The organism is Methanosarcina sp. UBA411, assembly GCF_002495725.1.
Lineage (GTDB): Archaea > Halobacteriota > Methanosarcinia > Methanosarcinales > Methanosarcinaceae > Methanosarcina.
On record NZ_DAGK01000003.1, the window covers coordinates 133418 to 148233 of the forward strand.

Annotated in this window: 13 protein-coding genes and 2 tRNA genes; 11 read left to right on the forward strand and 4 right to left on the reverse strand. The window is 41.6% G+C overall.

Annotation, left to right across the window (positions count from 1 at the left end):
• Positions 1 to 499: 499 nt before the first annotated feature.
• The 3 genes from BP861_RS01705 to BP861_RS01715 form a co-directional block, all read right to left on the reverse strand.
• Positions 500 to 1552, reverse strand: coding sequence for an mRNA surveillance protein pelota (locus tag BP861_RS01705; protein ID WP_292371947.1), 1053 nt, complete (start codon positions 1550 to 1552; stop codon positions 500 to 502).
• Positions 1549 to 3783: a ribosome rescue protein RqcH gene (gene rqcH / locus BP861_RS01710; RefSeq protein ID WP_292371949.1), complete on the reverse strand. Its 2235-nt coding sequence runs from the start codon at positions 3781 to 3783 to the stop codon at positions 1549 to 1551. Before rqcH ends, BP861_RS01705 begins: the two co-directional genes overlap by 4 nt.
• 614 nt (positions 3784 to 4397) lie before the next feature.
• On the reverse strand, positions 4398 to 5201 hold the full coding sequence (locus BP861_RS01715; RefSeq protein WP_349680983.1) for a formylglycine-generating enzyme family protein: 804 nt from the start codon (positions 5199 to 5201) through the stop codon (positions 4398 to 4400).
• Positions 5202 to 5669: 468 nt separating this feature from the next.
• On the opposite strand from BP861_RS01715, the gene priS reads away from it, so the two are divergent.
• The 9 genes from priS (at position 5670) to BP861_RS01760 (ending at position 12052) form a co-directional block, all read left to right on the forward strand.
• Positions 5670 to 6923 (forward strand): DNA primase catalytic subunit PriS, encoded by a 1254-nt coding sequence (gene priS, locus BP861_RS01720; protein WP_292371953.1) that lies wholly within the window; start codon positions 5670 to 5672, stop codon positions 6921 to 6923.
• Complete coding sequence (locus BP861_RS01725; protein ID WP_292371955.1) at positions 6892 to 7626, forward strand: hypothetical protein; 735 nt, start codon at positions 6892 to 6894, stop codon at positions 7624 to 7626. Before priS ends, BP861_RS01725 begins: the two co-directional genes overlap by 32 nt.
• A gap of 437 nt (positions 7627 to 8063) precedes the next feature.
• Entirely contained in the window at positions 8064 to 8342 is a 279-nt protein-coding gene (locus tag BP861_RS01730; protein WP_292371957.1) for a 50S ribosomal protein L44e, read from the forward strand.
• Positions 8343 to 8348: 6 nt separating this feature from the next.
• Positions 8349 to 8537: a 30S ribosomal protein S27e gene (locus BP861_RS01735; RefSeq protein WP_011306561.1), complete on the forward strand. Its 189-nt coding sequence runs from the start codon at positions 8349 to 8351 to the stop codon at positions 8535 to 8537.
• Between the two features lie 73 nt (positions 8538 to 8610).
• The gene (locus BP861_RS01740; RefSeq protein WP_292371962.1) at positions 8611 to 9417 is read left to right on the forward strand and encodes a translation initiation factor IF-2 subunit alpha; all 807 of its coding nucleotides are present in this window, start codon (positions 8611 to 8613) and stop codon (positions 9415 to 9417) included.
• A gap of 6 nt (positions 9418 to 9423) precedes the next feature.
• Positions 9424 to 9579 carry an RNA-protein complex protein Nop10 gene (locus BP861_RS01745; protein WP_292371964.1) on the forward strand — a complete coding sequence of 52 codons (156 nt, stop codon included), beginning with the start codon at positions 9424 to 9426 and terminating at the stop codon, positions 9577 to 9579.
• 9 nt (positions 9580 to 9588) lie between these two features.
• Positions 9589 to 10359 carry a proteasome assembly chaperone family protein gene (locus BP861_RS01750; RefSeq protein ID WP_292371966.1) on the forward strand — a complete coding sequence of 257 codons (771 nt, stop codon included), beginning with the start codon at positions 9589 to 9591 and terminating at the stop codon, positions 10357 to 10359.
• Positions 10360 to 10461: 102 nt separating this feature from the next.
• Entirely contained in the window at positions 10462 to 11823 is a 1362-nt protein-coding gene (locus BP861_RS01755) for a TIGR00375 family protein (protein ID WP_292371968.1), read from the forward strand.
• A gap of 145 nt (positions 11824 to 11968) precedes the next feature.
• Positions 11969 to 12052, forward strand: a tRNA-Ser gene (locus tag BP861_RS01760).
• A 191-nt stretch (positions 12053 to 12243) separates the two neighbouring features.
• Here BP861_RS01760 and BP861_RS01765 read toward each other — a convergent pair.
• Complete coding sequence (locus BP861_RS01765; protein WP_292371970.1) at positions 12244 to 13626, reverse strand: formylmethanofuran dehydrogenase subunit B; 1383 nt, start codon at positions 13624 to 13626, stop codon at positions 12244 to 12246.
• Positions 13627 to 14291: 665 nt separating this feature from the next.
• Between BP861_RS01765 and BP861_RS01770 the strand changes: the two genes are divergently transcribed.
• The gene (locus BP861_RS01770) at positions 14292 to 14444 is read left to right on the forward strand and encodes a TOBE domain-containing protein (RefSeq protein WP_394339154.1); all 153 of its coding nucleotides are present in this window, start codon (positions 14292 to 14294) and stop codon (positions 14442 to 14444) included.
• 119 nt (positions 14445 to 14563) lie between these two features.
• Positions 14564 to 14755, forward strand: a tRNA-Trp gene (locus BP861_RS01775).
• Positions 14756 to 14816 lie beyond the last annotated feature (61 nt).

Genomic DNA, 14816 nt, shown 5'->3' on the forward strand with positions numbered 1-14816 from the left:
ACCCTTTTTCATTTGTTATCATACATTTAAAGATAATAAGAAAGATTATATTAATAAATAGTATTATAGATTAAATTAAAAGTAACAACAAATAAATCTAATTAGTTAATAAATTTTACTAATTAGAACTAAAGGCAAAGTAAATAACAAAAATAATATAAAAGATAAAGGATAAAATTGTGTGCGGCCACGCACATCCTAACTTGGCTGTCAGACGACTCAATAAATGACAAAAACGTACAAAGAAAGGAATTAAAAGCTTTTAAATCGAAAAATAAGGAATTTAGATATTACTGAGAACATTTATAGGATGCCCTCTGGAGGTCAGGGTATTCATGACCCACCGAACTCTGAGAGTAATAAACGGATAAAGGAGCCTGAATTTGAAGAAAAAGATTAAAAAGTTGGAAACTGGGAAATGCAAACTCAGATCGAATCAGTCCTTGACCTTGAAACGGAGCAGAGCTGCAACCCTTTTAAGAAAAGGCTTGACCGAAAGTCAGCCTTTCACCTTGAAACGAAGCAGGGCTGCGATTCCTCCCAATTTATGAAGCTTTTCTCCTGGCTCAAAGGCTGTACTGAAAACAACGACCTTCCCCTGTGCTTGTTCTACTTCCATAAGGAGTTTATCGATATCTTCCCCTTTTTCCCGCCCTTCTCGCAGGGTTTCATCAGCAATAAGCAGGGTTTCGACAGCCCCGTAACTAAGGGCATTCTTAACATCTGCAAAACCATAAGCCGCTTTGCCGTCCATTGAGATTTCACGGATAAGGTCTTCCATCAGGGCTGATTCGCGGGCTATACGGGATTCCTGCATTATTCGATCAACTGCACCTCTGCGCAGAACCTCCTGAAAGCCGGACATTCCTATCATAGAAGTATCTTCTATCAGGGCTTTTGAAGCCATAGCTGGCTCGATTTCCTGGAAATATTTAATGAAATCTTCTTTGGTAAATCCAGGCCCAGCAATAACTATAGACGCTTCCTCAGGAACGGCATGCCTGAGCTGTTCTACAACTTCTTTGAAAAACTCATTCCTCAAGCCAGTCTCTCGCTTTCCAGAGGACTGCCGGATATGAGAATAGATCTCTATTCCGTAGTGATGCACAAAACCAATATCGGCATCGCCCTCTTCTATTGCGACCATAACAACTTTCGGGCGCTTTGAAGCTTCTTCAGCATCCTGGATCCGCTGGAGCTGGTCATTCTTCCAGTGTTCCTTGATAATGGAAAGATTGGTTCCGATCTCGACATTGAGAGTATGGTAAGAGCCCACATCCATCCCATACTCTATCGTCCCGTGTATCCGCAGCCGGTTCGCAAATTTGTGGAATTCAAGCTCCTCAACTCTGATTCCAAGCCTGACCTTAACTTTTTCAACTTTTTCAGGACGGATTTTGTCACTTGCCGAATCGGCTTTCCGTTTGGTAACAGCAAAAACCAAGTCCCCTTTTTCGATTATGTATTTGAGGTGCCAGAGATCATCTAAGGTTTCGGCTGTTACTGCAATCTCCCCCTCCCTTCCCCTAAGGGAGCGATTTGTAACTCTCATGCCTTTTTCACTCCGTGAATTTCAATTTCCTCTCCGAATCCTTCTCCAAATCCCTCTTTAATTTTCTCTCCACTGTCTTCAGATTCGTTATCTATTTCCAGGGTTCCGTCTTCTTTGCCTTTGTCCTTGATACTTTCTCCCTTCCGTTCCGGTTTCTGGCTCTTTAAGTTCGATTCTCCGGGCGGGACCATCATGGCTATCTGATCAGGAGAAGCAATCTGTTTTACGAAACGAGGATCATTGAGTTCATCGGCATAAATCCTGTAGATCTTTTTTGAAATATCATTCTGGTTAAAAGCCCCAGGGACGATTTCGAGGATATAATCTCCATGTTTTCGGACAGCGGAAGCAGGCCCACCTATCACTCTCGTTTCACCTTTGAGTTCAAGCCCGACTGCAACTCCAAGAGGGACATCCTTAAAGTAATTGCGCTCCCCGCGGATGATAAAAGCCCCTTTTTTCACATACTCTCCTGATTCAGGAGTTTTTGTGACCTGTTCAGCTTTGATCCAGTAGCAGTCGCCACTGAAATGTCCGGCTTTCCAGAGACTGGAATAAGAAACCGCAAACTGTGCCGCTTCCTGCAGAGTAGACTCGGGAACCTCTTTTCCGCCAGTCTTGATAACTGTTAGAGGAGCTCCCGGAGTCTGGGTATGGAAGACAAGATCTCTCTTTTCGAGATATTTCTTAAAGATCTCCTCATTGGTGTCTGCATCCCTGCCTCCTACAATAAAGAAGCCATCCGAGGACACGAACCACCTGAACCTGTCATACCAGTGTTTTTTCCTGGATGCCTTAAGCTTCCCCCCTGCCTTTGCAGCCTTTGCAACGGCCTTTTTCTCCATAGCCTTTTTGGTGTCTTCGATAGCTTTGAGAGCTCCGTCCTGCTTCTTATTAAATTTCTTTACTTTTTCATAGTATTCCTGAGCATTCTGCGGTACTGTCTTTCGGATGTCAAGACTAATACTCTTCCCATCAAGGTTCACAGTTATAGTCCCGGTCCTTGGATCGATATTTGTGATCTTTTGCGCAGCAGGTACGGCCTTTTTAGCCTGTTTCAGAATGGAGCGGATCTCGTCCCAGGAATAGCCTTTTGCCCTTGCACCGTTGAGCACGGAAAGAAGCTCTTCAATAGCCTGGTAGTTTGCGTAGATTGTCTCGGCAAGGATATTATTTTTCTCTATTTCTTTTTCGAACTTTGCAAGGCTCTCTTCCTGCTGAAGAAGCCGCCGTTCATAAACGCCAAGGGTTTTCTCCTTTTTCTGAGCTTCTTTTACTTCTTTGACCTGCTCAAGCGCCTTTTTTCCAAAGAATTCATCAAGTGCCGTATTAAATGAATCGAAATACTCTTTTTCAAATTCGGAATAGCGAAGAAGGTCAAAAGGAAGCACATCGAAAGTTTCCAGCTTTCCGTTAATTTCCTTTTTCACATGCTGGGGCCTGAGTTTAGGAGCTTCGCCTTCAACCCCGGATTCGGATTTAAGTTCGGCTTCGGCAGAGCCTTTATCTCCGGCTTCGATCTTGGACAGTGGAGAGAAGAGATCGTGCATCGCATTGCAGAGTTTGAAGGCATCCTCTTCAGTTGCTTCCTTTGAAGGCTTTGATTTGTCAATTCCTGCCCTGGCACAGACTTCTTCTGCTAGGACTCCTCCCAGATTGAACCTTGTGGCAACCGTCCGGACAATATCAGCCGTAGATTTAGAAAAAGCCTCCATAAGGTCTGGAACCTTAACCTTCAGAGGACTTATCTGTGCCTCAGGCAGTTCATAAATTTCCCCACTCCGGAGCCGCCTATCCTTCATGGTTACAGGATTCATAGGCAGGATAATCCTGTTTTCAGAATCGACAATAAGTACGTTCCCTGGAGCGAAAAGCTCCACAATAAGAGTACTCTGTACTCCCCCTCTCTCTATCCCGATCTTTACAATCCTGTCAAAATCGTGCTGCTCTACAGATGTGATCCTGCCTCCCATCAGGTATTTTCTAAGCAGCATTGGAAAAGCCTGTGGAAGTGTCGGGCTTGCCCTGAGGTATTTACTTAAATGAATGCGCTTCCCAGCCTCAATAACCAGGTTGTCCCTGCCCTGGTGAAAAACGTAAAGATTGATGCGAATCTCCTCATTCGTAGGCTGATAGATCTTCCCGATTTTCGCATCAATAATGGACTTCGGCCCTGCTGACAGCTCGGCAACAACTGCAGCAACGTCGGCACTTGACATATCCTGCTTCATGAAGTGGATATAATAGAGGCTTTTCGTATAAGTATTTCCTGTGCAGTTCTTGCCGAGTCGAGGTTAGTATGGTTCGGTACTCTTTTCAGAAACGAAGTATTCAGAATCCACTTTCTATCTCTTCAACATCAATAGTTCCTTCATCCTCACCGTTTTTTACATTTCTTCATCTGGATACTTATCTTCGTCCGGATAAGAATAATCTAGGTTAAAATAATCTTCATCCAGATAAGAGTCACCTAGAGAATTGTTTTCATATGGATAAAAATAATCTAGGTCAGAATTACCGAGGTTAGAATTATCCTCTTCTGGATAAGAATAATCTAAGTCAGAATTACCGAGGTTAGAACTATCCTCTTAGAGGTAGTTTTGAAACAAGCTCAACTACAAAATAAACCCAACCTTCCCAAAAGAATCAAAAGTTCATCTCTCCTGTAATCACCTTACTCGAAATTCAGTCGTAGATATAGAATTGTGAAACCATAATATAGCGACTCTACATACAGTCTAAAATACGGTGATAACCTGATTTTCAAAATTGATCAATCAATCATTTACATGCCTAAAAATCTTCAAATAAAGAAAAAATATTATGAAAAATCAAATTATAAGACTTATAGTTCCCTCAACAGGCGAAACCCAAGGTTAGCAAAACAACTTTCAGGCTCGCGTTTGAAACGGCCAGCCGAACGGCAGAATCCCGTATCACAGAGCCAACTACACCCACGAGAAACCCGATAGACACGATTTCCTTCTTCCCATACACTCCCATCTGAAGGAGCACCCTTATAATTATCATGCCACTCATCCTGCACCCATTCCCAGACATTCCCATGTATGTCATAAAGTCCCCAGGGGTTTGGTTTCTTGCGGCCAACTGCATGAGTTTTAGCACCCGAGTTTCCAGCATGCCAGGCGTATTCGTTGAGTTTTGACTCATCCTCACCAAAGAAACACCTTGTTTGTGTGCCAGCCCGGCAGGCATACTCCCATTCGGCTTCTGAAGGTAAGCGGTATTTGTCCGTTCCTTCCTTATCATTCAGCTTTGTGACAAATTTCTGAGCATCTTCCCAGGAAACCATCTCAACAGGTCGATCTTCGCCCTTGAAGTGTGAAGGATTATTTTTCATTATTTTTTCCCACTGTTTTTGCGTGACAGCTGATCTGCCCAGGTAAAAAGAGTTTTGAATTGTCACTTTATGGACCGGAGATTCAGAATCGGATCGGCCTTTTACTTCAAAGGGTGACCCCATCTCGAATTTGCCTGCAGGAATCAGTACAAATTGCATACCTGTAAAAGGACTGGTAAAAATTTTAGAATCATCCAGATTGCCAGCTTGTGAGAAGATAGGCAACTCTTCAATTTCTTCTTTTTTTAGATAGTATCGAACTGTATTAATGTAATTCTTAATCCCCATAAGACCCATACCCCAAATCTTTCATTAACTTGTCAATTTGTCAATTTATATTGTCAATTATTATTTTTCAGCTTTGAATTCCAGATTCTACTTACAGATTCTATAATTCTATCCCATTTATTGTTGTTCCTGCTAAAAATGAAACCTTAATGCTACAAATACCTTGATTAAAGAATGCCAGACGTTCCATTATAGTAAAAAGAGTTCTCAAATCCGAATTAACTGTGAAATTATTTTAGAGAAAATAATATAAGCAAAAGTAAAATATGAGATTGATTTATCTTAGGGAAAACCAACCGAAATCCCAAATCAAAAACTTAATCAAAACCTTTGATCAGAATCCCTAAATCGTACTCATATCAGAACCTTTAAACAATACTCCGAATCAAATCCCATATCAGAATCTTTAAACAATACCCCTGATCAGAACCCCGAATTAAGACCCAAAACCCCAGAAGCCCTGAAACTATGGACAGTAGAACCGCCCGTTTTTTGAAAACTCGCTTTCAGAATTATTACAAAAATGCCGAAATAGGTCTTCCTGACCACCTACCTAACAGAGAATGGGCTTTCATTTTCTATGATGACATGCCTGACAAGATGATGCACAGGCACAAAGCCTTCGGCTCGCCCGGAGAAGCTCTTGACTATCTTTACGGCATGGCCCCTGCGCATGTTTACAATTCGACTGCTTATTATGAATATCCTGATGCGCGTAAAATGAATGAGAAGAACTGGCTAGGGGCAGAGTTGATTTTTGATCTTGATGCAGACCACCTGCCAGATGCCCCTCGAAACTATGCGGATATGCTGGAGCTTGTAAAGAAGGAAACTTTTAAGCTCATGGATTTTCTTCTAGACGATTTCGGGTTTTCGGAGCAGGAGATTGAGCTGGTATTCTCCGGAGGGAGAGGATATCACTTACACGTTAAAGATCCAAGAGTCCTAACACTAGGTAGTCCAGAAAGAAGAGAGATCATTAATTATATCAGCGGAAAAGATGTAGATTACGAAAAATTTTTTATACAAGAGGAAATTGCTGGTGAATATGGAGCAGGGGCAAGAAATAATGGAAGAGGGGAAAATCCGAAGAAATGGGTTCTTAAAGGATATGATTATGGTTGGGGAAAGAGAATTGCAAGATTTACTGTAGAATATTTACAAAAAGAAGTTCAAAAAAAGAATAAGAAGGAAATGTTTATAGATTTGCAAGAAAAGATGAGAAAAGAAGGAGAGAACTTAGGTCAAACATCAATAAATAATTTGATAAAAATAGCTTCAAGTGAAAGCAGTTTAAATGATATATTAAATCGTGGCCGTCTAGATTTTAATATAAAAAAGTCAGGAAATGTTCTAAAGCATTTTGTAATTAACTCTACTAAAGAATATGGAATAGATTTTGGAGCAAGTGTTGACGAACCCGTGACTGCGGACATCAAACGTTTGATCCGGGTGCCGGGCTCATTGCACGGCGGGTCAGGGATGCTGGTAAAGAAACTTGCTTTATCCGAATTAGAGAAGTTTGACCCACTTATCGATGCCGTTATCTTTGGCGAAAGGCCTGTAAAGATAACAGTTTCAAAGCCTTTTTCAGTGCAACTAAAGGGCAAGGACTTAAGAGTAGAAGAAGGTATACAGGAAGTTCCGGAGTATGTAGCCGTGTATATGATTTGCAGAGGTGTTGCAGAGTATGGATCTCGAAAAAATAGACGGGAAGATTAGAGAAGTAGAACGCAAAGAGTGTAATTCTAGTACAGTAACTTCAATCCCGCCAGACTTCTACCAAGATGTAGAGAAATACATCAAAGAGTTGGAAGAAGAGATAAAAAACATCAACAGTCCTCGCTCATCGGAAGTAATGTTACTGCAAAACGAACTTCAAAACACGATTCGGTTTGTAGAATCAATTTTTATGAATAGAGTTAAAAAAATAATACCTTTGGCCACATCACAAGCCTTCTCTGAAAAAAAAATAACTAAATCAGACAAAAAAACCACGAAAAACACCGAAAAGATGCTGCCTTCAGAGAAGCGGTTATATTATATTGTAATTGAAGAAATTGAGAACTTGAGAATTGAATTTCTTGAACCTATTCTTAACCCTGAAACTTCCAAACAGAATAAAAAACCGTTTAATTCTGAAAAAAAAGATATTCAAGTAATTAATCAAACATATAATCAGGGAGAGGTTTGGGAAAATGGACAGAAAATAAATGTAGACAAAAATAATATAAATGAGGGATACGTTGTTGTTCGAATACTGAAGGATCTGCCCACCTTCACAGGCGCAGACGGTAGGAATTATACGGTCAGTGCGGAAGAAGTAGTTGTTTTGCCGCAGCTCAATGCTACAGGGCTGATAAAGCGAAATGCAGCTAAACTAATTGTTGGACAGGAAAATTCAGGAAAAAAACTAATTTCCTGAGATTTACAATTTGTTTTAGCTTGAGAAAAAAACGATAGGCAATTTAAAGTATTAAAGCTTCTAAGTTAAGCGATGTAGGCCTGAAAGCTTATCAGGCAATAGTATGAGTATTTATATGTGTAGCTATATTTGTGTACTTTAACCTTGTTAGCATGCAAGCTTTTTCGTAAAAAGCTTGAGCAAAAATTAGTAGTAGCTTAACCTTGTTAACGCTATTTGACCTCGCCTTGATAGAAGGTTTTCACGTGATACCAAGATTGAAAGAGGTCTGAAAAATTTCAAGTTCATCCAATCAAAGGCTTCCCAAATAAGATCTTCCCAGGATCTAAACGCCATACGTAACGCCATACGTATTATTTCCATATGTAAATAATGCCTTTCCGCAAAAGCCGGAGAAGGCAAGCTGAATACCAATAATCATTAAAAAGGTGTTAAGAATGAAGATTCCAAAGAGGTTCAGAACTTACTGCCCATTCTGTAAGACCCATCAAGAAGTAGTCGTTGAAAGGGTCAAGAAGGGTCAGGCTTCATCAATGGCCCACATTACGAGGCAGAAGAACAGACAGCAAGGCATAGGGAACAGCGGAAAGTTCTCCAAGGTGCCTGGTGGCGACAAACCCACAAAACGTATCTGGCTCAGATACCGCTGCACAGTATGTAAGAAAGCTCACCAGAGACCCTGCTTCAGGGCAAAGAAGTTCGAGTTCAAGGAGTAAGATAAAATGGTAGACTATATCCAGAGGCCAAAAAGCAGGTTCCTGCGCGTAAAGTGCAACGACTGCGAAAACGAACAGATCATATTCGGAAGCGCTAGCCGTAAAATCACCTGCGTTGTCTGTGGACGGACCCTTGCCGAACCAACCGGTGGAAAATCGACAATTACTACTCATATTCTGGAAGTGCTTGAATAAACGAACAGGTAAAAGCACTTTACAGCATTAGAGTAACAAGTAACAAAGATATAAAACTAGAGAAGTGGTGCGAATGGGAAACGATAACTGGCCCGAAGTCGGAGAATTCGTTGTCTGTACTGTAAAGAACGTAACGGATTTCGGAGCCTATGTCGAGCTTGAGGAGTTCGGAGGAAGAGAAGGTTTCATTCATATCTCCGAAATTAAAGCAGGCTGGGTCAAGTACGTCAGGGACTACGTAAGGGAAGGGCAGAAGATAGTCTGCAAGGTTCTTAACGTGGACCCTTCCCGCGGCCACATAGACCTTTCATTGAAAGACGTAAACGAGCACCAGCGGCGCGCTAAAATCCAGGAATGGAAAAATGAGCAAAAAGCCGCTAAATGGCTCCAGTTCGTGGCTGAAGAGACGAAAACCGATGAAGGTACCCTGGAATCTTTGCACGAAAAACTCGTAGAAGAGTTCGGAAGTGCATATACAGCCTTTGAAGAAGCTGCCATCGAAGGGGAGAAAGCCTTCAAAGGAGTCAAAATTAATAAAAAATACTTAAAGAGCATAATCAAAATTGCAGGGGAAAACATCAAACTGCCTTTTGTAGACATTGCAGGCTATGTTGATCTGACTTGTGACCTTCCAAATGGCATAGAAATCATAAAGCAAGCCCTGAGTGCTGCAAATTCTATCAATGATGTTGATGGAAAAGACATAAGGCTTGAAATAAGTTACACAGGGGCTCCAAGATACCGAATCAAGGTAATTGCCCCGGATTACAAGAAAGCCGAATCAGTCCTTAAAAAGTCTGCCCAGACAGCAGTCGATACTATTGCCAAACTTGGCGGACATGGGACTTTCAAGCGGCACATCGAATCGGCAAAGGCGTGATATCCTTTGGGACAAAAGATCCGCAAATGCAAAAATTGCGGTAGGTACACTTTAAGGGAAATTTGTCCGGTTTGTGGGGGAAAAGTTTTTCCTGCACATCCGGCCCGCTTTTCTCCTCATGACCCTTATGGCAAGTACCGCAGAATGGCAAAGAAAGGATAAGGAATTGTTATGCAACAAAGTACACTTGTCCGCCTGAAAGAAAATCTTGAACTTAATAAACCAATCCTTGTAGTAGGACTTCCAGGAGTAGGACTCGTAGGTAAGCTAGTGGCAGAGCATTTGGTAGACGAACTAGGGGCTGAAAAAATTATTGAGGTTTATTCCCCACATTTTCCACCTCAGGTTCTGGTCAATAAAGACTGTACGGTCCGTCCTGTAAGCAATATTATATATTACGCAAAAGCGAAAGAGAATGATATCCTTTTCCTTGTAGGAGATCATCAGAGCACGACCTCGCAAGGGCATTACGAACTCTGTTCGCTTTATCTTGACATTGCACAGGAATTCGGAGTGCCGAGAATTTACACACTCGGAGGGTACCCCACAGGCAAACTGACCTATGAGGAAACCGTCCTTGGGGTCGCCAATAACACGAAGTTGATTGAAGAAATCAAAGAGTATGGGGTAGAGTTCAGGGAATCCGAACCCAGCGGAGGTATAGTTGGAGCATCGGGCCTGCTTGTAGCTTTCAGCAAGATGCGAGGTATTGATGCTGCCTGTCTTATGGGCATGACCCCAGGATATCTAATGGATCCTAAAAGCGCCCAGTCCCTTCTAAAGGTACTCTGTAGGATATTCGGGATCGAGGTAAACACAGAGTCTCTTGAGAAAAAGGCAGAGGAAATGGAAAGCATCCTTGAAAAGCTAAAGGAAAAAGAAGAGCAACAGACCTTCCAGGAAGTCAAACCGACTGAAGAAGACCTGCGCTACATAGGATGATAGGGCCTTAGAAAATAATCAGGTAATTAAAATAATATCTAACTAAGATTATCTTATTAAGGCAAGCGCTGAAAATTAGAGTTTTCCGGTAAAGGGAAGGGAATGAAAGTCAACACAGATCTCCATCTCCACTCAAAATACTCCATGGCATCTTCCAGAAAAATGGAACTGCCGACAATTGCCAGGGAGGCTTCAAAAAAAGGGATGGAGTTAATCGGTACTGCCGACTGCACTCATCCGAAGTGGCTCGAAGAGATCAAAAGAGTAGCCGTTTCGGATGAAGAAATCCGCATAGATGAGATTTATTTCATCCCTACTACCGAGATAGAAGATAGCAAACGCGTGCACCATCTCCTTATTTTGCCTTCGATTTCAAAAGCTGAAGAGTTGGCCGAGCGCATTGCTCCTTTTGGCAACCTTGAATCCGATGGCCGCCCGAGTATCAGGCTGGATGGCAGTGAAATTGCCGAAATTGCAAAAGATATCGGAGCTCTTATTGGCCCCTGCCATGCCTTCACGCCCTGGACTGCACTTTACGGCTATCATGACAGTCTGAGAAGCTGCTACGGGGATATGACAGATTATATTTCTTTTCTGGAGCTTGGCCTGAGTGCGGACAGTGATTATGCCGACCGAATAGAAGAGCTTCACCGCCTGACTTTTCTTTCGAATTCAGACGCTCATTCCCCTTCGACTAACAAACTGGCAAGGGAGTTTACACAGTTTGATATGCCTGAGCTCACCTTTGATGGCTTGAAAAAAGCTATTCTCAGAGAGCAGGGATATAAAGCTACTTTGAATGTAGGGTTCTTTCCCGAAGAGGGAAAATACAACCGATCAGCCTGCATTAAGTGTTTTACCCAGTATCCTCTGCCTGAAGCCGTAGAGAATAAGTGGCGCTGCCCGATCTGTGGAGGCGTCATAAAGAAAGGGGTTTTCGACCGAGTTAATGAACTTGCAGACTTTAAAGAGCCAAAACACCCTGATTACCGTCCTCCTTACCTACACCTAATTCCTCTTGCCGAGATTATCCAAATGGCTCTCGGCCATGCAAGCGTTCAGACAAAAGGCGTGCAAACGGCCTGGAATAAACTTATAGAGCGCTTTGGAAACGAAGTCAAAGCTCTTATTTACTCTGAGCCTGAAGACCTGAAAATCGTTGGCGACGACCGGATAGTAAATGCAATTCTGGCTTTCAGGAAAGGAAATGTAATAATCCATCCTGGCGGAGGAGGTCAGTATGGATGGCTTGAGCTGCCTGAAAACCTGAAAAATGAGGAAATCCGGCACACAGGACAGCTTTCATTTGCAGACCTCGAAAAGGTAAATCCAGGGAAAATAACTAACTCTAAGGAGAAGAAGGACAAGAAGACTCGGAAAGAGACTGAAGAAAGAGAAAAAGAAGGATCACGAGATAAAGAATCGGATGAAAATGCAGGCCAGAGTTCACTTTTCGATTTTTGAGGTGTTACTTTCAGATTGAGGTATAGATCCTGCTTATGACAAAATATATAAGAAAGAAGGTATATTCACTAACCCTGCATCTGAAACACGTTAAATCAAAAACGTTGGGCAATGCCCGAGAATTTTCCTAATTTAAAAACAAAATGCCCAGGTAGTCTAGTGGTAAGGCGACGGTCTCGAAAACCGTTTCTTCTTTGGGAGAGCGCAGGTTCAAATCCTGCCCTGGGCGTTGATCTTTAAGTTATAGGTTTAAATAAAAATTACTTGCTCTTAAACAGTAATTTTGCTCTTTTCCTTATATTCCTTTGTAAGTTCTACGTATTCCTCAGCATTTCTTGATATGGCCTCAATTTCTACTTCATCGAGTTCTCTTTTGCTTGAAACCAGTAAGATTAAGATTTTCAGAATTATTTTTCATTCTCAGAAACTTAGTTGACTATTTGAAATCTGAGACCTCGAAGAGAAATTTTGAATTTTAAGATCAGCACTATATAGGTAAAACATCAAATTGATTTTTTTCGCTTTTATTTTCTCAAAGAGTTGTTTTAAGGTATCTTCATTACTCTGAGTGAATTTAAATGGAGAATCAAGGAACGGTTCAAAGTAAATAGGCACATCGTCAAATCTGTAGAACGTCCCGTCACATTCTATGGAGTCAATGACCCCCGGAAGTACAATATCTGAAATAGATGTAGTCGGACAAGGAACTGTATCCAGGCAGATCAAAGGAATTTCGGCAAGGTAAGCTGCACAGTCAGGTGGGATCTGACTCAAAAGATCAGCACATATTACAAAAGCTGCATCTACGTCCTTTTCTCTAAGCAAATCCACGGTTGTGAATTCTCCAGGGTTGTAACGTGGGTGTCCACGCGTGAAGTCAAGCCCGAAGGGGTAACCGTACATGTAGGAAGCAACCTGGTTAAAGCCTGCCACGTTGCAGTGACTACGGATAACTCCAATGGTAATTTTGGAATAATTGTTCAGCTCTTTCACAAGGTTCATGGCAATTTCAATATTCCTGTACTTCCCAAGGGATGAAGATAGTCCAACTCCTACTGAGATCGTCCCAAAGTTGCAGTTCTTCATCATATCGAGCATATCTTCCATAACAGGAATGGAAACTCCTGTAATCTTCTCTATGGAATGATGAGGAGTTTTTCTATGTAAAAGCGTCAAGAGTGCGCTTATTAGCTCATAGTCGGAGTCCGGGTTAAGCTGCACGTGCAGGTCAGAAGCTTTAGCAGTTAGAGTTTTTCTTGGGTCTACAGTAATGATTGTCCTGTCAAAACGCCCACGTTTTGTCCAGTAACCTCTGGGGAAAACCCCATATCTGGACATCTGCCTGGGCATGGATTCAAGTGGATTTGTTCCCCAGTAGACCATGAGATCTCCCCTGTTTTTCTTTTGTCCTTCAGTTGCACCTATTTTTCCGGCTTCCTGAGTTCCCATCACTGTGGCCCCATTGACGATTGTATCAACAGTTGCACCCAAATATTCTCCTATCATAAGCCCCACTTCATGTGCTTCACATGAAGTTTCGCTGCCTATGAAAATCAGGGGGCGCTTCGCCGAAGCCAGGATGTCCGCAGCTATTTCAAGGACTCCGTCCCAGGAAACTGGTCTTAATTTTCCTCCGAACTTAAGAAGTGGCTGTTTAAGCCTTCGGGGACTTGTAATCTCCTTAAATCTGGAAATCCCCATCTTGCATACATTTTTAGCTTCAATCTTTTCATCCTTGATTTCAACCTGGATATCGTCGCAGGCAGCCCCACAGACAGGACAGACTATGTTTTTGAAAAACATAATCAATGCCCTCCAGCATAAAATTTTGGTATTGTATATTCGGTGCACTTTTCAGAAAAAATCGATAGTAGCGTCTCATCTTGCATTTTACTTGCCTCTCAACATTGTTCTGTGCACTGCACAGCAGTTCATTTCCATGCTAATGAATAATGCACAGTAATTTCACAGCACTGTGCCATTTTTATGAACTAGTACTTCAATGTCAACAGGTTTTCAGGAATACGCCTTTTTCCCTGCATCCTGGAAGACGGGTGGGGGAATTCAGGATAGACCATAAAATTTCCAGATCCCAATAGAAAAAAAATCCGCGTTCAAATCTTTTGCTGTCGTTTACCAGTTAGTAGATTCTCAGACCTACGTTTGTTACCAGTAAACTAATTTCTCTTTCAAATTCATATAACTTATATAAAGAATTTGCATTAGGAAATAAATTTACAACTCAAATATAAACATACCGGTTCCTAGATTTCAAGTGGAAATTTTATGTTCCTTTTAAAAATTTGACTATACATAGGAAACTAACCTTATTAATTCTTAAGATTCACATAGAGATATACTTATATAGTGGTTGACGGAAGTTTAATTTCCATGTTTAATGGAGGATCAAATATAAAATTAAGCGCAAGCAACTTTTAAAAGGTAAGGTTAAAAGCATTGTTACCGGGATGGGAAGCTCTGAAATCATAACAGAATTGCCAGAAGCAACAGAAATCACTTCCATCATCACAAAAACATCAGCTGAAAATCTGAACTTAAAAATAGGGAACGAGATTTATGCAGCGTTCAAGGCCTCAAGTGTGATGATAGCCACGGATTAATTACTTATTTTTCATCGTCAACTGATGAAAAAGTATAATCAACATAAAAACATTAGTTCGTGTCGTTAACTATTTAATAGAGAACGAATATTTCAGTTCCTTGTTAAATGTTCTATAAAGGGGCTGTGGCCTAGCCCGGCATGGCGATGGGCTCCAGCGGATAAATGATGAACAACGGGTCTACCGAGTCTTTCCCGACGGGGCAGGACAATGAGGAACCGTTGGAGCACTGATAGATGCTCACCAGAAAACTGTATAAGCAGTTGTTCGGAGATACCCGTCGATCGTGAGTTCGAATCTCACCAGCCCCACCTTTTTTCTTTAATTTTACTTTTCTACATTATTCTTTTAACATTTTCTCCCTATATTTTC